Annotated in this window: 14 protein-coding genes; 7 read left to right on the forward strand and 7 right to left on the reverse strand. The window is 62.1% G+C overall.

Translation table 11 applies throughout. The annotated features are described in order from the left end of the window. Positions 1 to 8: 8 nt before the first annotated feature. Complete coding sequence (gene rtxC / locus IU367_RS15280; RefSeq protein WP_274452355.1) at positions 9 to 470, reverse strand: RTX toxin-activating lysine-acyltransferase RtxC; 462 nt, start codon at positions 468 to 470, stop codon at positions 9 to 11. Positions 471 to 489: 19 nt separating this feature from the next. Then, entirely contained in the window at positions 490 to 888 is a 399-nt protein-coding gene (gene rtxH / locus IU367_RS15285) for a protein RtxH (RefSeq protein ID WP_449197744.1), read from the reverse strand. A gap of 358 nt (positions 889 to 1,246) precedes the next feature. Between rtxH and IU367_RS15290 the strand changes: the two genes are divergently transcribed. From IU367_RS15290 to IU367_RS15310, 5 genes are all read left to right on the forward strand, one after another. Continuing rightward, positions 1,247 to 3,283: a peptidase domain-containing ABC transporter gene (locus tag IU367_RS15290; protein ID WP_274452356.1), complete on the forward strand. Its 2,037-nt coding sequence runs from the start codon at positions 1,247 to 1,249 to the stop codon at positions 3,281 to 3,283. Further along, on the forward strand, positions 3,280 to 4,644 hold the full coding sequence (locus tag IU367_RS15295; RefSeq protein WP_274452357.1) for an HlyD family type I secretion periplasmic adaptor subunit: 1,365 nt from the start codon (positions 3,280 to 3,282) through the stop codon (positions 4,642 to 4,644). The genes IU367_RS15290 and IU367_RS15295 overlap by 4 nt, the downstream gene beginning before the upstream one ends. Positions 4,645 to 4,679: 35 nt before the next feature. Beyond that, a complete protein-coding gene (locus tag IU367_RS15300) occupies positions 4,680 to 6,836 on the forward strand; it encodes a type I secretion system permease/ATPase (protein WP_274452358.1) in 2,157 nt (718 codons plus the stop codon). 114 nt (positions 6,837 to 6,950) lie between these two features. Beyond that, the gene (locus tag IU367_RS15305; RefSeq protein ID WP_043134657.1) at positions 6,951 to 7,625 is read left to right on the forward strand and encodes a response regulator; all 675 of its coding nucleotides are present in this window, start codon (positions 6,951 to 6,953) and stop codon (positions 7,623 to 7,625) included. Then, positions 7,625 to 9,007, forward strand: coding sequence for an ATP-binding protein (locus tag IU367_RS15310; protein ID WP_274452359.1), 1,383 nt, complete (start codon positions 7,625 to 7,627; stop codon positions 9,005 to 9,007). The genes IU367_RS15305 and IU367_RS15310 overlap by 1 nt, the downstream gene beginning before the upstream one ends. 337 nt (positions 9,008 to 9,344) lie before the next feature. Here IU367_RS15310 and glk read toward each other — a convergent pair whose 3' ends face one another. Continuing rightward, positions 9,345 to 10,313, reverse strand: coding sequence for a glucokinase (gene glk, locus IU367_RS15315; protein WP_103471271.1), 969 nt, complete (start codon positions 10,311 to 10,313; stop codon positions 9,345 to 9,347). Positions 10,314 to 10,662: 349 nt separating this feature from the next. On the opposite strand from glk, the gene IU367_RS15320 reads away from it, so the two are divergent. Together IU367_RS15320 and pyk are read left to right on the forward strand one after the other, a co-directional pair. Next, positions 10,663 to 11,517, forward strand: a complete 855-nt coding sequence (locus IU367_RS15320) for a MurR/RpiR family transcriptional regulator (protein WP_165576240.1) — start codon at positions 10,663 to 10,665, stop codon at positions 11,515 to 11,517. A 162-nt stretch (positions 11,518 to 11,679) separates the two neighbouring features. Then, positions 11,680 to 13,119 carry a pyruvate kinase gene (pyk, locus tag IU367_RS15325; protein ID WP_043134654.1) on the forward strand — a complete coding sequence of 480 codons (1,440 nt, stop codon included), beginning with the start codon at positions 11,680 to 11,682 and terminating at the stop codon, positions 13,117 to 13,119. A gap of 65 nt (positions 13,120 to 13,184) precedes the next feature. Here pyk and IU367_RS15330 read toward each other — a convergent pair whose 3' ends face one another. The 4 genes from IU367_RS15330 to psrA all read right to left on the reverse strand — a co-directional run bounded on the left by IU367_RS15330 (position 13,185) and on the right by psrA (position 20,510). Next, positions 13,185 to 14,231 (reverse strand): efflux RND transporter periplasmic adaptor subunit, encoded by a 1,047-nt coding sequence (locus tag IU367_RS15330; protein WP_274452361.1) that lies wholly within the window; start codon positions 14,229 to 14,231, stop codon positions 13,185 to 13,187. Between the two features lie 15 nt (positions 14,232 to 14,246). Beyond that, a complete protein-coding gene (locus IU367_RS15335) occupies positions 14,247 to 17,309 on the reverse strand; it encodes an efflux RND transporter permease subunit (protein ID WP_274452362.1) in 3,063 nt (1,020 codons plus the stop codon). Positions 17,310 to 17,483: 174 nt separating this feature from the next. Continuing rightward, positions 17,484 to 19,808, reverse strand: coding sequence for an acyl-CoA dehydrogenase (locus IU367_RS15340; protein ID WP_274452363.1), 2,325 nt, complete (start codon positions 19,806 to 19,808; stop codon positions 17,484 to 17,486). Between the two features lie 48 nt (positions 19,809 to 19,856). Further along, positions 19,857 to 20,510, reverse strand: coding sequence for a TetR family transcriptional repressor PsrA (gene psrA, locus IU367_RS15345; protein ID WP_043134650.1), 654 nt, complete (start codon positions 20,508 to 20,510; stop codon positions 19,857 to 19,859). Positions 20,511 to 20,643 lie beyond the last annotated feature (133 nt).

The raw sequence follows: 20,643 nt of genomic DNA on the forward strand, positions 1-20,643 counted from the left end.
CATTATGATTAAATGGAAAACCACTGCACCCTGCGCACACAATGGCCAAGTTCGGCATGAACATAACCGCGCACGGTACAGACCCGCTGCCCTTTCCATGGCAGAAATATCCGGCGACGCAGATCGCTCACCACGGCGCGGGCATGTCCGTATGGCGCTATCATCTCCGGAATAAAAATATGGTCGCCGGATTGCCAATCCTCACGGATCAGCTCCCGCTCGGCGGCCAGCAAGGTGTCACGAATGGATAAAGAGACAAACGCCCAGTTGCAAAATGCAACCGGGCGCCCGTGTGAGTCTTCATAATAGCTGAACTGGTTCAATTCGAAGGCAGGCAATATTCGCTGCTGCCACTCGGCGACGGAATAACGCCGGTGCAGGGAGGAGTGCTGACTCAGCAGCATGACTCCCCCCAGCATATGTTGATTTTGTTGCCAGTTCGGTTCCGTTGATTGCAATACCAAGCTCATTGGATCCCCAACCGGAACATTATTTTTTCTTGCGCGGCGCGGCCTGTGCTGTGGCAGCCGGTGCGGCTTGCTGCTCGTCAGAAGGGGCGGCCGGGATCAGGCCTGCGGCGATCAACTTGTCAAACTCGGCAGCCATGCGCGGATCTTCAAGCATATTTTTTATCATTGAAACCATGTACATAAAGCCAGCGGCAGGCATGTGGACCGTCTGCTTCAGCGCCAGCTCGTTGTCGCTTTCTGCCATGACCCCTTGCGCCATCTTCAGCGGATCCTGTCCGACGAAATAGAGCGAGAAGATCCCCTTGTTATAGTTGACGCTGGATACTGTCTGTACAAACTGCTCTGTCATATAAATTCCATTATCAATAAATATAAAGACAAACAAAAAAGAAAAGGAATTTCCCAAGTAAAATAACACGGGAGCAACATTTTGCTTTTCACTATATTTACCATATTTGAAATTATTATCCGATTCAATTAAACAATGACCTAAAAATAGAGTAAATACGTCAATATAAATATCAACTCAATCATTAAGGTTAATGCCGCGGCATTATGCAATGCGTTATTAACTGGGCCATCACGGCCATTTTATTATGCAAGCTATCAATCAAGATAATATTTGACAGTGAAATAATGGCTCGTTAGTATGCGCGCCCTGCCTGCAACAGGCCACCTTGCCCCATATAAACAGGAGGGGTGTCACAGCGGCAAACGGATATATTATGACGGCGAGTGAAGAGTCTGTTTTAGCGTGTCTCAATATTATTATCGGGATGCAGGGTTGCCCCTCTCAAGATATAGCACCCACGCCAGACGACACCTTTGACAATATTGTCGATACGCTGCAACAACAGACAGGAACCCGCATTCGTCAGCGTCATATCCCCCCTCGCAAACTCGATAAACTGACCCTGCCGGTGGTACTGCTGAGCCCCTCTGGCGAGGCGTTCGTGCTGGCCCAGCGCCAGGGTGAACAGGCGCTGATCCTGGATCCGGCCGTGGGCAAGCCGCAGGTCATAACACAAGACGAGCTGCTGGCACGCTGGGGGGGCCGCCTGCTCGAGGTCGGCAAACGGCAGAGTCGCTTCGACATCCGCTGGTTCATCCCCGCCTTCCTGCAGCAAAAACGCCTGCTCGGCGAGATATTGCTGTTCTCGCTGGTGTTGCAGATCCTGGCGCTCATCTCCCCGCTCTTCTTTCAGGTGGTGATGGACAAGGTGCTGGTGCATCAGGCCTGGGCAACCCTGGATGTGCTGGTGTTCGGGCTGCTGATCACGGCCCTGGTGGAGGTCTGCCTGCGCGGGCTGCGGGAATACCAATATGCCCACACCGCCAACCGGATCGATATCCAGCTCGGTCTGCGCATGGTGCAGCACCTGTTCGCCCTGCCCCTGCTCTATTTCAAGAGTCGCCAGGTGGGCGCCATCGTGACCCGGGTGCAGGAGCTCAACACCATACGCGAGTTCCTGACAGGCACCCTGTTCACCCTGACGGTGGACGTGCTGTTCATGTTTGTCTTCCTGGCCGTCATGGCCAGCCTCTCCGGCATGCTGACCCTGGTGATCCTGCTCTCCATTCCCGCCTATGTGCTGATCGCCTGGTGGATCACGCCACGCATGCAGCAGGCGGTCGAGCAGCAGTTCGGCCATGCCGCCACCAATACCGCTTTCCTGAACGAGACGGTCGCCGGGGCCGAGACCCTCAAGAGCCTGGCGCTGGAACCGCGTTTCGTGCGGCGCTGGGATGAGCAGACCCGCCAGATGGTGGAAGCGGGCTACCGGGTGCAGCAACTCAACAATGCCTCCCAGCACGGGGTCATGTGGCTGCAAAAACTGGTGACGGTCGTCGTGCTCTGGCTCGGTGCCAGCGAGGTGATCGCGCTGCAGCTCACCATAGGCCAGCTCATCGCCTTCAACATGATGGCCAGTCACGTGGCTCAACCCCTGTCGCGCCTGGTCGAGTTGTGGGGCCAGTTCATCCAGACCCGGATCGCGGTAGACAAACTCGGCGACATGCTCAACCTCCCCCCGGAACATCAGCGCGATGGGGATGGCCGCATCCACGCCGGCGCCATAGTGCTCGAGCGGGTGCATTTTCGCTATCAAGCGGATGCCCCCCTCATCATCGACGATCTCTCCCTCGCCCTGGCGCCCGGCGAGACGCTGGGGATTGTCGGAGGCTCGGGCTCGGGCAAGAGCACCCTGGCCCGTCTGCTGCTGCGGCTCTATCAGCCGGAGCAGGGGCAGATCCTCATCGATGGCCAGCCCATCCAGCAGATCCCGCTCCACCACCTGCGCCAGCAGATGGGGGTGGTGTTGCAGGAGAACCACCTGTTCAACAAGTCGGTGCGCGACAACCTGGCCCAGTCGGTGCCCCACGCCAGCCTGGACGAGATCATACGGGCCGCCACCCTGGCCGGCGCCCATGAGTTCATTTTGCGACTACCCCTTGGCTACGACACAGTGCTGGCGGAAGGGGGCAGTTCGCTCTCCGGCGGTCAGCGCCAACGGCTGGCCATCGCCCGCACCCTGCTGGCCGACCCCAGGATCCTCATCTTCGACGAGGCCACCAGCGCCCTGGATGACGGATCCCAGGCGCTGATCCAGCACAACATGCGCCAGATCGCCAGCGGCCGCACCGTCATCACCATAGCCCACCGCCTCTCCACAGTGCGCCACTGCGACCGCATCATAGTCCTGCAGCGCGGCAAGATAGTGGAGCAGGGCGACCACGCCAGCCTGCTGGCACTGGGGCAGCACTACGCCCGCCTGTGGCAACTGCAACAGGACTTGCACGAGGAGACCCCATGAATCTGCGCACCTGGCTGAGCCGCTGGCGCCAACCCGGTCCAGCCCGGCAGCAGGAGGCCCACTACGGCTTCCTGCCCGCCCATCTGGCGCTGGCCGAGACGCCCCCCTCCCCCTTTGCCCGCATCACGGCGCTCACCCTGAGCGCCGGCGTGCTGCTCACCCTGCTCTGGGCCTGCTGGGGCCAGCTCGACATCCAGGCCACCGCCAGCGGGCGCCTGCTGGTCTTTGGCCGCAGCCAGATGATCCAGTCCTACGAGCAGGCCAGGGTGATCGGCATTCACGTGGAAGATGGCCAGGCGGTCGCCGCCAACGCGCCGCTGCTGACCCTCAACACCCTGGGGGTGAGCCAGGATCTGAGCCGGTTGCGCGAGCAACAGGCGTTCCAGTACCAGACCCTGATCCGCTATCAGGCACTCTATGGCAACGAAACCGTCAGCCAGCACCCCGACTACGCCAGGCTCACCCCGGCGCAGCAGCAGGCGCTGGCGGAGAACCACCAGAGCGAGCTGCACGAGTACCGGAGCACCCTCAACAACCTGCAGGCCGAGCTTGGGGTCAATCAGGCCAATCAGGCCGCCAGACGGGGAGACATGGCCTCCCTCACTACCCTGCTGGCCAACATCCGGCCGCGCCTGCAGGCGCGCCAGACCCTGAGCCGGTCCCAGGCCATCTCGCGGGTCGAGTATCTGGAGCAGGAGAAAGAGCTGCTGGAAACCCAGCGCCAGCTCGCCCAGCAGAGAGCCGAGCTCGAGGTGCTGCAATCCCAGCAGCAGAGCCTGCAGGAGCGGCTGGCCGGCTTCAAGGCACAGAAACAGCGGGAGTGGATAGAGAAACGCCAGCAGGCCCAGCTGCAGCTGACCGCCATCGAGCAGGAGCTCGCCAAGCTGAGCGAGCGGGAGCACCTGGAAGTCATTCGCGCCCCGGTGGCGGGCACAGTGCAGCAGCTGGCCATCCACACCCAGGGCGCCGTGGTGCAGCCGGCCCAGCAGTTGCTGGTCATAGTGCCCAACGAGGGAGTCCAGTACGCCGAGGTGAAGATCCTCAACAAGGACATAGGCTTCGTGCACGAAGGGCAGACAGTCAGCATCAAGGTGGATGCCTTTCCTTATACCCGTTACGGCACCATAGACGGCGAGCTGGTCAGCGTGTCGCGCGATGCCACCACGGATGAGCAACTGGGGCTGGTCTTTCCCGCCAGGGTCAAGCTGAGCCGGGGCGAGATGCAGATAGACAATCAGCCGGTGCGGCTCACCCCGGGCATGTCGGTGGTGGCCGAGGTCAAGACGGATAGGCGCCGGGTGATCGACTACCTGCTGAGCCCGATCCGGGAATACCAGGCCGAGGCACTGCGGGAGCGATGACAATGACACACGCTTTGCCAGCCTTGGAGGCCCCCGTGAACGAGCCCGCCCCCATCGCCAATGGCGCCCTCGCCGCTCTCGCCCACGCGGCCCATCAGCTGATGATGGCCGCAGATGCCGGGCAACTGGCCCACGCCATGGGTTGCGATCTGGCGCCGGACGATCTGACGGTGCGCGAGGCCGCCGCCCGGCTCGGCCTGCGCAGCGCCCTGTCACAGGGGCCGGGCTGCCCGCTGGCGGCGCTGCCACTGCCGGCCCTGCTCAAGCGGGAGGGGCGCTGGTACACCATCACCGCCATCGAGCCTGAGGGCTGGCAGCTGTTTGATCCGGCGACTGGCACCAGCAGCCTGCAGCCGCTGCCGGGCCCCACGCAGGCGGCGCAGTGGCACTATCTGTTGCTGGCCCAGCAGGATCTCACCCCGGCCGAGGTCAAGTTCGGGCTGGGCTGGTTCAGCCCGGCGGTACTGCGCCAGCAGAAGCAGGTTCGAGACGTCTTCTGCTTCGCCATTGTGTTGCAGCTCATAGCCCTCGCCAGCCCGCTGCTGTTTGAGAACATCATCGACAAGGTGCTGGTGGGACGCAGCCTCGGCAGTCTGCAGGTGCTGGCCCTGGCCATGGTGGCACTGGCCTGCGCTGAGCCGCTCTACAGCTTTCTGCGCGGTCAGGTGTTCGGCCATCTGGCCAACCAGGTCAACGCCGAGCTGTCCGGCAAGCTCTATCGCCATCTGGTCGGCCTTCCCATCGACTATTTCAAGGCGCGCCAGACCGGCCAGATCATAGCCCGGGTCAAGGAGATGGCCCAGATCCGCCAGTTCCTCACCGGCTCCACCCTGATGCTGGTGCTGGACCTGGTGTTCATCCTGCTGTTTGTCGGCGTCATGTTCCATTATGCCCCCGTGCTGACCGGCTGCGTGCTGGGCTCCTTGCTCATCTATTTTCTGCTGTGGCTGCTGATTGGCCCCCTGGTGCGCAAGCGGGTCGAGGCCGAGTATCAGGCGGATGCCGATGCCACCAGCTTCCTGACCGAGGCGGTCACCGGCATCGAAACCATCAAGACCACGGCCACGGAGCCACGCTTTTATCAGGAGTGGCAGCGTCTGCTGGCGCGCCAGTTGCGGCGGGGATTTCAGGCAAGAAAGGTGGGACTTGCCGCGGGTCAGGGCATAGATCTGGTGCAAAAGCTCACCGCCGCCCTGCTGCTCTGGCTCGGGGTCGGCGAGGTGCTGAACGGCAGGCTGAGTCCGGGCGAGCTGGTGGCCTTCAACATGCTGGCGGGCCACGTCACCCAGCCGGTGCTGCGGCTGGCCCAGGTGTGGCAGGACTTCCAGCACACCCTGATCGCCCTGCGCCGGGTGGGGGACATACTCGACGAGGCGCCGGAGCACGGCAATGGCGGGCTCGCCTCCGTCCCCGCTCTCGAGGGGGCCATCGAATTTCGCCACATCCGCTTTCGCTACCAGCCGGATGCCCCCGAGGTGCTGGCCAATCTCTCCCTCTCCATCGAGCCCGGGCAGTTCATCGGCATCACTGGCCCTTCCGGTTGTGGCAAGAGCACCCTTACCCGCTTGCTGCAACGGCTCTACGTGCCCCAGCACGGTCAGGTGCTGGTCGACAACATGGATCTCGCCATCGCCGACCCCGTCTCATTGCGCCGCAACATGAGCGTGGTGCTGCAGGAGAGCATTCTGTTTTGTGGCTCGATCGCCGACAACATCCGCATCTGTCGCCCCGATGCCAGCCAGGCCGAGGTGGAGCAGGCGGCGCAGCTGGCCGGCGCGCTCGGCTTTATTCGCGAGCTGCCCCAGGGTTTTGGGCAGCAGGTGGGCGAGAAGGGTGCCCGCCTGTCTGGCGGGCAACGCCAGCGCATCGCCCTGGCCCGCGCCCTGCTGGCCAACCCCAGGATACTGCTGCTCGACGAGGCCACCTCGGCCCTCGACTACGAATCCGAGGCGGCCATCATGGCCAACATGGCGGCCATTCGCCGTGGCCGCACCCTGATCAGCATCGCCCACCGCCTCAATACACTCCGCCATGCCGATCGCATCCTGGTGATGGATGCGGGGCAGATAGTGGAGTCCGGCAGCCACGAGGAGCTGCTGGCACGACCGGGACTCTATGCCCGGCTGTGGCGCCAGCAGACGGGGGAAGAGGCTGAGCACCCAGGTCCTCGCCCGTTAATGATTAACCAGTGAATAAAGAATGCCCTGATTCAGTCCCGATACAGGCACTCCTGCTAGGATCCGGATTGACTCTCCCCGGCATAAACCCTCTAATTGACAGCCTGGATCCCCATGATCGCGCACCTTATGAAAATATTGTTGGTCGAAGACGACAAGCTGCTCAATCACCACCTCTCCACCCTGCTGACCGAGGCCCAGAATCAGGTCCACAGCACGGACAGTGCCCAGGTGGCCCTGCATTACGCCGCCGATTACCCCATAGACGTAGCCATCATTGATTTGGGGCTGCCGGACATGGACGGTTTGCAACTCATCCGACAGCTGCGCGAGCGGCAGATCCCCTTCCCCATCATAGTCTTGACCGCCCGTGGCAACTGGCAGGACAAGGTGGAGGGGCTGGAGGCCGGGGCGGACGACTATCTGGTCAAACCGTTCCAGAAGGACGAGCTGCTGGCACGGCTCAATGCCCTGGTGCGCCGCAGCGCCGGCTTCATCTCGCCCAAGGTCAAGGCCGGCGACTATGAGCTGGATCTCTCCCGCAAGGAGCTGACCATAGGCGGCGAGCCGGCCGTGCTCACCAGCTTCGAATACCTGATCCTCGAATACCTGATGCGCAACGCCCGCCAGGTGGTCTCCAAGCAGCAACTGCTGGACCAGCTCTACGGCGATGGCGAAGGGGACCCCAACACCATAGAAGTGATGGTGAGCCGGCTGCGCAAGAAGCTGGACCCGGAGGGGAGCATCCAGCCCATCTCCACCATCCGGCGCCAGGGTTACATCTTCAACCTCTCGTGCAACTGATGCGCCTTCGCCTGCCGCGGCCCATGCGACTGATCCGTCGCTCGCTGCACATCAAGCTGATGCTGAGCGCCATGCTGGTCATAGCGCTCATCATGGCCTTCTCCGTCTACATCCTCTATCTGGGCCACACCGAGGAGCAGGCCCAGAAGGCCAGCACCCGCATGCAGGAGAACCTCTCCAAGCTGTTCTCCTCCAAGCTGCCGGATCTCCATGCCACCACGGATCTCGGCAAGATCACGCCAGATGCCATCGACCCCAATCTGGATACCCTGATCTGCCGGGCCGACGGCCAGTTGAGCTGGTCCAGCCTGCACATGCCGGAGGTGATCCACTCCAAGGGCACCATCTGTCAGGATCTGATGAAGTACCTCGGCGGCCTGGATCAGGACTACTTCTTCAAACGCCACACCATCAAGAACGGCGAGAGCTACTTCATCTACAGCCTGCGGTTTCTGCGCAATCACGGTGAGGGCCCCACCACCTATTACGTGGTGATGGTCGACTCGGCCAAGCGCTACCTGGCCCAGACCCGCAGCTACCTCTATCAGTGCATCCGCCAGGCCCTGCTGGCCTACTCGCTGCTCGGCGCCCTGCTGCTGCTCACCAGCTTCTGGAGCCTGACCTCATTGCGCACCATGGCGCGCCAGATCGACGAGATCCGGGCGGGCAAGCGGGAGGCGCTCTCCAATGACTACGAGCGGGAACTGACGCCGCTGACCGAGTCGGTCAACCAGCTGCTGGAGAACGAACGCCAGCAGACCCAGCGCTACCAGCACGCCCTGAACGATCTGGCCCACAGTCTGAAAACCCGGCTGGCGCTGATCCAGATGACGGCGCAGGAGATCAAGCTGGGGCGCGACATCCACGACAACATCAGTGAACAGATCCTGACCATGGATCAGATCATCCAGTACCAGCTGCGCCGCGCCGTCACCGGCCGCAAACGCCTCGCCAGCAAGGGCACGGAACCCGTGCCCCTCATCGAGAAGCTGCTGGCCAGCCTCGCCAAGGTCTATCGCCACAAGAAGCTGCAGACCCGCTTCAAGTTCGATGACGACGTCTTCTTCGCCGGCGAGCAGGGGGACTTGATGGAGCTGATGGGCAACCTGCTCGACAACGCCTTCAAGTTCGCCATCAGCGAGATCCAGGTGACTGTGAGTCGCCGTCTCGACCGCCTGCGGATCGAGATTGAAGACGATGGCCCGGGCATAGATCCGGACAAGTCGCAGCAGATCTTCCAGCGCGGCGTGCGCGCCGACAGCTCACCCGGCCAGGGCATAGGTCTGGCGGTGGTCACCGAAATAGTGCACAGCTACGGCGGCCAGATCATGGTGGATGAATCGCCGCTGGGGGGCGCCCGCTTCACCCTGGACCTGCCCTGAGTTTGACTCAGCCCCGACTAATAACGACGCCTGCCTGCCCGCAGGCGTCGTGCTTTCTCCCGTCCCCTTTCCCAAGCCGACACAGCCCCGCGAGATCACATGACGCAGGGGAAGCGACAATCGGGAAGCCGGAGGAGATCAGAAGATAAAAAAAACCGGCCACAAGGACCGGTGAAACAGTTCAGGCTTGTCAGGTGACAAACGCACCCAGCGGATGAAGACAAGTCCCAATTCCTTATGGGGCCCTGGCCTCTTGAGTACGTGTTGTTACTCTATCCCATGGTCACTGAATCAAGGCTGAACCATGGGATGATTGGCATCCAGCCCCTGTTTCGGCTTACAGCTTGATGCCCAGCGACTGGCGCAGATAGGCCCCGGCACCGAGCAGACCCGGCCCCTCGTGGGTGATGAGGAAGACGGGAATATCCTTCAGATAGGACTTGAAACGCCCCTTATCTTCGAACGCCACCCGAAAGCCCGAGCCGATGAAGAACTCCTGAAAGCGCGGCACGATTCCGCCGGCGATGTAGACGCCGCCGAAGGTGCCCAGATTGAGCGCCAGGTTGCCGGCGAAGCGCCCCATCAGCACGCAGAACAGGCTCAGGGTGCGACGGCAATCCAGGCATTCGCCCGCCAGCGCCCGCTCTGTGATGTCTTTGGGTGCAAAGGCTTCTGGCTCGCGGCCATCGGACTTCACCAGACCGCGATAGATGTTGACCAGACCGGGCCCGGAGAGCAGCCGCTCGGCCGAGACATGACCCAGCTCGGCGCGCATCACCTGCAACACAGCATCCTCTTCTTCGCTGTTGGCGGCAAAATCCACGTGACCGCCCTCGCCCGGCAGACTCAGCCACTGCTCGCCGGTGTGCACCAGGTGGGCCACCCCCAGGCCTGTGCCTGCGCCGTAGATGGCGATGGGCTTGCCGGCCACGGGCGCCGCGCCCCCCAGCTGGATGCAGTCAGCCGCGTCCAGTACGGGCACCGCCATGGAGACGGCGGTGAAGTCGTTGATCACCTGCAAGCGGGTCAGGCCCAGATTGGCCTGCATCTCGCCGATGGAGAACTCCCAGCTGTGGTTGGTCATGGCGACCCAGTCGCCCTTGATGGGGCAGGCGATGGCGATACAGGCCTGGCTCACCTGCACCTGATGCTCATCCAGATAGAGGCGCACCACGGCCTCGAGGCTGGGGTGGGCCAGCCCGGAATAGGTCTTGGCCCGGGAAATGGTGCCGGTCGCCAGCTCGCACAGGGCCAGCCGCGCATTGGTGCCGCCTACGTCGCCGACCAGCGCATGGGTATGCTGCATAAAACAACTCCTTCGTTACTTGGGTCGGGGCGGCCCTTACCGTCCCGCAATTATTATTTGGCAACAATTCTACCCGAGCCCCTCCCCCCGCTGCGCGTTTGATGGATGCAAGTGTGCGCCCGCTCACAGTGTTGTTGCTTTGCAACATTTGTAAGCGCTTTCACGGGATGGGTGGAAGTTTGTAACCAAAAATACGAAATAATTAGACATGAGTCATACTTTGCAGGGCCAAGATTAGTTTCGATAAGAGCTTGTCTTGTATAGTCATCAAGTTGATTGGAAACCTGCTTAGCCGTGAATTTAGTGCAAAGACACTGAAGCTAAATTACAAAAATGCCTGGTGGTGATGATGAATACCCTTGATAAAATTACTAATAATTTGGAAAGTTTCAGTAAATCAGAGCGTAAAGTTGCCGAGGTCATTCTGGCCTCCCCGCAGACGGCCATTCACTCCAGTATCGCCACCCTCGCCAAGATGGCCGACGTCAGTGAACCGACCGTCAACCGTTTCTGCCGCCGTCTCGATACCAAAGGCTTTCCCGACTTCAAACTGCATCTGGCCCAGAGCCTGGCCAACGGCACCCCTTATGTGAACCGCCACGTGGAAGCGGACGACGGGCCCGATACCTATACCGCCAAGATCTTCGAATCCACCATGGCCTGTCTGGATGCCGCCAAGAACAGCCTGGATATCTCCGCCATCAATCGTTGCGTCGATATTCTGACCCAGTCCAAGAAGATCAGCTTCTTTGGTCTGGGCGCCTCCTCCGCCGTCGCCCGCGATGCCCAGAACAAGTTCTTCCGCTTCAACATCCCCGTGGTGAGCTTCGATGACATCGTCATGATGCGCATGAGCTGCATCAACAGCAGCGAAGGGGACGTGGTGGTGCTCATCTCCCACACAGGCCGCACCAAGGCGCTGGTGGAGATCGCCGCGCTGGCCCGCGAGAACGACGCCACCGTCATCGGCATGACCGCCAAGGATTCCCCGCTGGCCCGCGAGTGCAACCTGGTGCTTTCCATGGACGTGCCGGAAGACACAGATGTCTACATGCCGATGGCGTCTCGCATCGCCCAGCTGGCCCTGGTAGACGTGCTGGCGACCGGTTTTACCCTGCGCCGTGGCATGAAATTTCGCGAAAACCTGAAGAAAGTCAAAGAAGGTTTGCGCGAATCCCGCTTTGATACCCCCCACTCTTCCTGACGAGCGGGGGCCCTGGCCCCCGGCTGTCTATGCCACCTTCCTTGGTGTAGTATTGTAATTTAGTAACAAAAGCCACCCAGATGGCTTGCAAGCGGGTGCAATGGGCCATGCGCTTGACGGGGCAGTATTTCAAGTCATATCAACTTCAAACTGGAGTCTTTCATGCCAAGACGTACAAAGATTGTAACCACACTCGGTCCGGCCACCGATCGCGAGGGGATCCTCGAGGGGATCATCCGTGCCGGCGCCGACATGGTGCGGATGAACTTCTCCCACGGCACCGCTGAAGACCACATACTGCGCGCCAACCAGGTGCGCGACATCGCCGCCAAGCTGGGCCGTCACGTCGCCATCATGGGTGACCTGCAGGGCCCCAAGATCCGCGTTTCCACCTTCAAGGATGGCAAGGTCTATCTGGCCATCGGCGACAAGTTCATTCTCGATGCGGCGCTCGGCAAGGGCGAAGGCTGTCAGGAACAGGTCGGCATCGACTACAAGAGCCTGCCCGATGACGTGATCGCCGGCGATATACTGCTGCTGGACGATGGTCGCGTGCAGCTGAAGGTGGAGCAGGTCGAAGGCACCCGCATTCACACCACTGTGACTGTGGCGGGCCCCCTCTCCAACAACAAGGGCATCAACAAGAAAGGCGGCGGTCTCTCCGCCCCGGCCCTGACCGAGAAGGACAAGGAAGACATCAAGACAGCCGCCCTGATGAACGTGGACTACCTGGCCGTCTCCTTCCCCCGTTGTGGCGATGACCTGCGCTACGCCCGCGAACTGGCCCGCGAGGCCGGCTCCAACGCCAAGATAGTGGCCAAGGTCGAGCGTGCCGAAACCGTCGCCACCGACGAGGCAATGGAAGACATCATTCTCGGCTCCGATGCCGTCATGGTGGCCCGTGGTGATCTCGGCGTCGAGATCGGCGATCCCGAGCTGGTCGGCGTACAGAAGAAGCTGATCCGTCACTCCCGCCGTCTGAACCGCGTGGTCATCACAGCGACCCAGATGATGGAGTCCATGATCAACGCCCCGCTGCCGACCCGCGCCGAAGTGATGGACGTGGCCAACGCAGTGCTGGACGGTACCGATGCGGTGATGCTCTCCGCCGAGACCGCCGCCGGCCAGTTCCCCATCGAGACAGTGACCTCCATGGCCAGCGTCTGCGTGGGCGCCGAGAAGCACCCGAGCCTGAACGTCTCCAACCACCGCATGAGCTACACCTTCACTTCGGTGGAAGAGGCGGTCGCCATGTCGACCATGTACGCCGCCAACCACCTGGAAGGGGTCAAGGCAATCGTGGCACTGACCGAATCCGGCACCACACCGCTGCTGATGTCCCGCATCAGCTCCGGCCTGCCGATCTTCGCCATGTCACCGCACAACAAGACCCTGGCCTGGACCAACCTCTACCGCGGCGTCACCCCCGTGCTGTTCGACGGCGACGAGACCAAGCCGGTCTACGAAGTGTGTCGCGAAGCGCTGGACGTGCTCAAGGCCAAGGGGCTGGTGCAAAGCGGCGACATGGTGTTGCTGACCCACGGCGACAAGATGGAAACCGTCGGCAGTACCAACACCTGCAAGGTGATGATGGTCGAGTAATCGCCCACCTGGCTGCAACAGAAACGGCTCCCGCGGGAGCCGTTTTTTATGGTGAAATCGCCGCCTCAACCGCGAAACAGTTCGACCTTGTCACCATGGCGCAAGCTGCCGGCACCGCGCACCACCACCCTGTCACCCAGCTTGAGCGCCCCGCTCACCGCCACCTGCTGGCTGTCGCCAAACAGCACTGTTACCGGCACCCGGTTCACTTTCAGATCCTTGCCGCTCTGCTCCACCTGATAGACAACGCTCCCCTCGGTATTGAGCACCAGCGCATCGCGCGGCAACAGCATGGTCTGCTGCTCACCCAGCGGCAGCGCCACCCGCACCGGCGATCCTATGATGAAGCGGCCCGACTCGGGTTTGAGGCGCAGTTCGATGAGACGCGACTTGGGATCGGCGCTCGCCGCCCGCTGGTAGTAAACCCCGTGGCTGCTGAGCTGATCCCCCTCCACCCGCAGCCGGGTCCGGGGCGCCAGCTGACCGGCCCAGATGATGGGAGCCTGCAGGCGTATGTCGGGCTGATCCGGATTGACCAGCTCCAGTGCCTGCTCACCGGCATCCACATGCTCTCCCGGCTGGATGAAGTGGTTGTTCACCACCCCGTCGAACGGCGCGAAGATGTGGCTGCGGCGCAGCTGCTCCTCAATCTGGCGCACCTGCACCCGCGCCAGCCGCTCGGCCAGTTCTGCCTGCTCTACCTCATAGCGCGCCTTGTCATACTGGCTCTGGGAGGTGCTCTTCTGGCGGTGCAGCGTCGCCAACCGGTCAAACTCGGCGCGGGCGAAGCGCAGGTTGCAGGCCCACTTCGCCTGCTCGGCCTGGGCCTGCTCCAGCGAGAGCCGCAGCGCAGCGCTGTCGAGGCGCAGCAGCTCATCCCCCGCCCTGACCCGGCTGCCGAACTCGGCAATCCACTCCACCCGCCCGCTTACCTCGGCACTCAAGGCCGCCTGCTGACGGCTCGCCACGGTGCCGCTGACCCAGATGCTGGCCGCCGCATCCCCCCGGGTCACATCCGCCAGGGTCACCATCTTGCCCTGCGCCAGCACGGGGAACACGCCCCCCGCCAGCAGCGCCGCGCCCACAACCATCCTTGTAAAACCGTGTGTCATCGATGAGCTCCTTGCTCAGGCCCGCTGGCGCAGGGCAAGCGGCACATCGGCACGCTCCCCCAGGCGCAGGAAGGCGGGTAACAGGATCAGGGTAAACAGGGTGCTGCAACTCATGCCGCCGACGATGACGGTGGCCAGCCCCCGGTAGATTTCGCTGCCCTCGCTCGGGCTCAGCATCAGCGGCAACATGCCAAAGATGCTGGTAAGACTGGTCATGGCGATGGGCCGCATCCGGCTTTGCAGGGCATCGGCCACCGCCAGCTGGCGACTCATGCCGTCCCTTTCGGCCATGCGGGTCTGGTGCACCAGCAGGATGGCGTTGTTGACCACCAGCCCCAGCAGGATGACGAAACCTATGATGGTCAAGAGATCCATCGGCAACGGCACCAGCAGGCCGCTCAGGTGCAGCGCCAGCACTCCGCCGACGGTGGCGAGCGGCAGGGTCAGCAGCACCAGCACGGCATCCTTGAGGGAGGCAAACACGCCCCACAGCAAGATCAGCAGGATCATCACCGCAAACAGGAAGATGGCCCCCAGATTGTCCAGCGCCTGCTGCAGGCTGTCGGCATTGCCCGAGACTCTCAGCTCGCCGCCGGCGGGCAGCAGCGGCCGGATGGCGGCAAAGCTCTTGCTCTGCAGGGTATCGAGCACCTGCTCCATGCTCATCCCCTCTGGCGGCGAGATCTGCAGGCTGATGCTGCGCCTGCCGTCGGCCCGAAAGATGCTGGCCGGGCCCATGTCGTGCTCCACCCGCAGCAGTTCACCGAGCGGCACTATGCGACCGGACGGGGTCGCCAGCGGCACCGCCTTGAGCTCGTCCGGGTTGGCGGAGGCCTGTCCCATCAGCATGATATCGAGCCTGTCCTCCCCATCGAAATACTCGCCGACCCGCAGTCCATCGCCGAAGGTCTGGATGATGGCAGGCATGGGGGTTCGATCCCAGCCCACCTCGGCGAGACGCCTGTCTTGCGGCACCAGCCGCAGCTCGGGGGCGGTGAAGTCGAGATCCGGCTGCGGCCTGACCTGAGCCCCCGGCAAGTCCTGCTTGACGATGGCCATGGCGGCCCGTGCCGCCTGGTAGAGCTCAGGCAAAGAGCCGCCCTGCAACAGCAGGGCTATGCCGTTCTCGCTGTCAAAGCCGCCGAACAGCGAACCCTGGCCGCCGAATATCTGGGTATCGGGGATGCCCACCAGCAGCTGCTTCATCAACAGGCTTTCCAGTGCCTTGATTTGGGTTTCATCCTTGGGCCGCACCCCGATCTGGGCGCCGCCCGGGTAACGCAATATGTAGTAGTTCTTGAGGGCCGGCTCCTTCTCCCCCTTCATGTAGGGGGCGAGGCGGGCGATCAGGGTGTCGATCACCTCCTCACGCTGGGCCTTGAGGTTGAAGCCCGGGGTGAAGTTCATCCACACGTCCACCGCATCGCGTTTCACATCCGGCAGGTAGTCCATCTTGGGCAACAGAGCCCAGGTCGCCAGCGCAGGCAGGCTCATCATCAGGGTGATGACGGTCCAGCGGCGAGGGGCCGTACTGGTCCCGCGGATCACATGGCGGGTGGTACGCCGCCACAGCGAGTCATAGGGATCGACCAGTCGCTCGCGCCCCATCCAGCGCGCCGCCACCGCCGGCAGCACTGTGACCGCCACCAGCATGGAGACGGTCACGGCACAGGCGATGGTGAGCGCGAGATCGGCAAACAGCTGCCCCTCCACGTCGTTGAGCAGCAGCACAGGCAAGAAGATGGCGACCGTGGTCAGGGTGGAGGCCACCAGCGCGGTCCACACCTGTCGGGTCCCCTCCAGCGCCGCCTCCGCCTTGCTCAGATCCCCGCGCTCATGGCGCCGGTAGATACTCTCCAGCACCACTATGGCGGCATCGAGCACCATGCCGACCGCAAACGCGATCCCCGCCAGCGAGATGACATTGAGGGTTCTGCCCATCACCTTGAGCAGGCAGAAGGTGAGCATGATGCTGATGGGAATGGCGAGCGCTATCATCAGGGTCGCCTTGAGCTGGCGCAGGAAGACCCAGAGGATGGCGCAGGAGAGCAGCACGCCGAGCCCCAGATTGGCCGTCACCATGCCCACCGCCCGATTGATGTAGAGGGAGGCGTCGAACGACTGCTCCATGTGCAGCCCGACCGGCTCCAGCACCTCGCGGTTGAGTTCGCCCACCTTGAGCTTGATCGCCTCCAGCGCCGCCAGTGCGTTGGCACCGCTCTCCTTGAAGATCTGGGCCGCGATGGCGGTGTTGCCGTTCTGGATGCGCAGCACAGGGTTCTCCTCCCGGGCCAGCCTGACTTCGGCCACATCGCGCAGGTAGATGGGCAGGCCGTCGCGCCAGTCCACTACCTTGTCCCCCAGGGTCTCCACATCGTAGCGACCGGCGAAGCGCAGCTTGTACTCCCAGCGACCTATGTCGAGGGTGCCGGCGGAGATGTCCCAGCCTGTGCTGGCCCGGCTGGCGAGCACGGGGATCTCCACCCCCAGCTCGGCGGCGCGATAAGGGTCGAAGCGGATCTGGATCTGACGCTCGTTGATCCCCTCCACCTCCACGGTCGATACTCCGGGGATCCGCTCCAGCTCCGGCTTGACCCGCGCCTCGATCAGCGCCTGATGATCGTCGATCTGCCCCTTGGCGCCGGGCAGTTGCTGGATGAAGAAGAAGGTGAGGGTGTCGTTGCTGCTGTAGTTGTTGACGTAGGGGCCGCCAATCTTGTCCGGCAGGCCGGAGACCCGGTTCAGACGGGAGATGACGTCGAGCTGGGCCCGCTGCATGTCGGTGCCGAGGGCAAACTCCAGATCTATCTCGGTGAAGCCGGGGAAGCTGTTGCTGGTGAGGTTCTTGAGCCCCTGCACCCCCTGCATCTCCTGCTCGATTGGATCTGTGATTTCCGACTCCATCTCCTGGGGCGAGGCCGAGCGCCAGTCCACCGAGATGTTGAGGTGCGGGCGGTCGATGTCGGGGAACAGCTGGATCGGCAGCCCCCGGATGCTGAGCAGGCCCAGCAGAAAAATCAGCACGATCGAAACCGCCACCCAGATGGGGCGTTCGATCGCCGTTTTGGCGAGGTTCATTCACTCTTCCTGAGTTTGTTGTTGTCGGCCATTCCGCTGGCCTTGCTTCCTGCCCCAAGGGTGGGGGCCATTGCATTAAACTGGAATTAATCGAGGTTGTAAATGCATGGTTAACAAACAAAAAAACCGGCCAACTTGGCCGGTTTCTCATCAGGTTCAGTGATGGCAATAGACTCAGGCGGCATGCACCACAGGGTTCGGCTGAGACAGACCTTCCAGCTCGCCAGGGGCGAAGTTGTCCACCTGGATCGCCTCGTAGCGCAGGGCATCGGCGGCCAGCAGTTTGTCCGCCTCGTCCTTGCTCAGGATGGACTGAGACAGGGCAGCGGCGACCAGCTCGGGCAGGGCCATCTTGCGGGGCAGCTTGCCCTCTTTCTGGGCCTGCACCAGCTTCTTCTCGTAGGGCTGTACCGCCACCATGGCCAGGAAGGCGCGATCCATCAGACCGACCGGATCCGCATCATCCTTGCCCACGTAGCACAGCGCCGTCAAACGGTCGCGGAACTCGCCCGGCGTCATCATGGCCAGACAGATGGCGTGGCAGCGATCGTCCGCCGGCATCTGGTAACCCACACCGAACGGGAACACCACCCGCTTGAGCACGGCACCCGCCACCTTGTTCGGGAAGTTCTGGAAGAAGCCCTCGAACGCCTTGCCGATCAGGTAGAGGTTGCGCTCCACCGCATACTGCACAAACGGCAGATCGGAGACCATGCGGCCCTGATCCTCGTAGTGCTTGAGGGTGGAAGAGGCCAGATAGAGGTGGCTCAGCACATCCCCCAGACGAGCGGAGATCATCTCCTTGCGCTTGAGATCGCCACCCAGCATCAGCATGGAGACGTCGGCACAGAGCGCCAGCCCCTTGCTCATCCGTGACAGCTGCTTGTAGTAACGGGCGGTCTCGCCGCTCACCGGGGAGCCGTTGAACTGGCCCAGGGTCAGCCCCTGGAACAGGGAACCGAAGAAGTTGCCGGTACCGAACGCGATGTGCTTCAGCAGCAGGGCGTCAAACTTCTCGAGACCGCGCTCCACGTCGGTGTCGGCGGCAGCTTCCAGCTCGGCAAACACATAGGGATGGCAGCGAGTGGCGCCCTGCCCGAAGATCATCAGGTTGCGGGTCAGTATGTTGGCCCCTTCCACCGTGATGGCCACCGGAATGCCCATGTAGGCGTAGCCGGTGTAGTTCTTCGGACCCAGCTGGATGGCTCGGCCGGCATGGATGTCCATGGAATCATCCATGACCTGGCGCGCCATTTCGGTCATGTGGTACTTGGAAATCGCGGTGACGATAGCCGGTGCCTGCCCCAAGTCCAGCGAACCGGCCGTCATGCGACGGGCCCCTTCCAGCTGATACGTCAGGCCGCCGATGCGGGCCAGCGCCTCTTGCACCCCTTCGAACTTGCCGATGGACATGCCGAACTGCTTGCGCACATAGGAGTAGGCACTCACGGTACGGCTCGTCATGTGACCACAGGCGGTACCGAGTGCAGGCAGCGAGATACCGCGACCGGCGGAGAGGCACTCCACCAGCATGCGCCAGCCGCGGCCAGCGTAATCCGGGCCACCTATGATCCAGTCCAGCGGAATGAACACATCCTTGCCGAAGGTCGGACCGTTCAGGAACGCCAGCCCCATGGGGTAGTGGCGATCGCCCACGCGCACGCCGGGGTGGCTGGTCGGGATCAGGGCGCAGGTGATGCCCAGCTCTTCCTTGTCACCCAGCAGTTTTTCCGGGTCATACATCTTGAACGCCAGACCCAGTACGGTGGCACGGGGGGCCAGGGTGATGTAACGCTTGTTCCAGTTGAGGCTGATACCAAGCACCTCTTCACCCTTGTGCATCCCCTTGCAGACGATCCCCTTGTCCGGGATGGCGCCCGCGTCCGAGCCCGCTTCCGGGCCGGTCAGGGCGAAACAAGGCACTTCCTTGCCATTGGCCAGCCCCGGCAGCCAGAAATCCTTCTGGGCCTGGGTGCCGTAGTGCATCAGCAGCTCGCCCGGGCCAAGTGAGTTCGGCACCATGACGGTAACCGCCACGCTCAGGCTCTTGGTGGCGATGCGGGTGACTATGGTGGAGTTGGCAATGGCCGAAAACTCGCGGCCGCCGTAAGATTTCGGGATGATCAGGGCGAAGAAGCCTTCCTTCTTCAGATAGTCCCACACCGGCTCCGGCAGATCTTTGGTTTCATTGACGATCTTGAAGTCGTCGACCATGGCGAGCAGGGTCTCGACCTGATTGTCGATGAAGGCCTGCTCCTCGGCGGTCAGCTCGGCCTTGCCGTAGCCGTGCAGTTTTTTCCAGTCGGGGTTGCCGCGAAACAACTCGCCATCCCACCAGACGGAGCCGGCTTCCATGGCCTCCCGTTCGGTGGCCGACAGGGGCGGCAGTATCTTCTTGAAGATGCCGAACACGGGACGGGTTACCACCTTTTTGCGGATGGAGGGCACGCCGAGCACAACGGCTATCGCCAGCACCAGCAGGATAAGCAATGTGATCATACTCAAGTTCCTTCTATTTCACTGTTTCCGTTGATTTATTGTTGGTTGTTACACGGCCAGGGAGAGCCTGGTCGACTCCACGGGCGCCCCGACACCGGACGCCAGATAAGGAATTACGTTGCGCACCAGCCCTTCCACATCGAGCTGCTGGCCAAAGTCGGCCAGGGCGATGTCGCGTAGCGCATCGGCGGAGGCCATGGTGAACACGACAGTGCCCAGGGTGAAGTGCAGCCGCCAGAACAGATCCGCCGGTGACAGAGACGGATTGGCCTTGGAGATCGCCTGGGTGATCCGCAGCAAAATGGGGCCGTAGTGAGCCGTGATGAAGCGGCGCAGGTGGCCCTGGCTGTCGATGTAGCCACGCCCCAGAAGCTGCATGAAGATGGCGGGGCCATTGGTGCGCACCGCCACCAGCTTCATCAGGGGATCGACGAAGCTCTCGAACACCTGCAGCAGAGTCAGCTGCTCCTGCTCCATCAGGGTGTTCAGGCGCGCATCCAGCTCGGGCATGAACAGGCTCAGGTAGCGATCGAGCACTGCCTGGATCAGCTCCTTCTTGGAACCGAAGTGGTAGTTGACCGACGCCAGATTGACATCGGCCTCGCTGGTGATCAGACGCAAAGAGGTATCGGCGAACCCCCGTTCGGCAAACAACACCTCGGCGGCATCGAGAATACGGTTTTTGGTATCGATTTTACTCACAGGACACCTCACTTAAACGAATGTTTAAAAAGTACGTTTCACAACCTTTTATGTCAAGAGAATGTGAACAGGTGTTAGTGGAATGTTTTTGCTAAAAATGGAGAACAAGGCGGGAACTTAGCTGACAAACAAC

Source organism: Aeromonas bestiarum, from assembly GCF_028751155.1.
In the GTDB taxonomy this organism is placed as follows: Bacteria; Pseudomonadota; Gammaproteobacteria; order Enterobacterales; family Aeromonadaceae; genus Aeromonas; species Aeromonas bestiarum.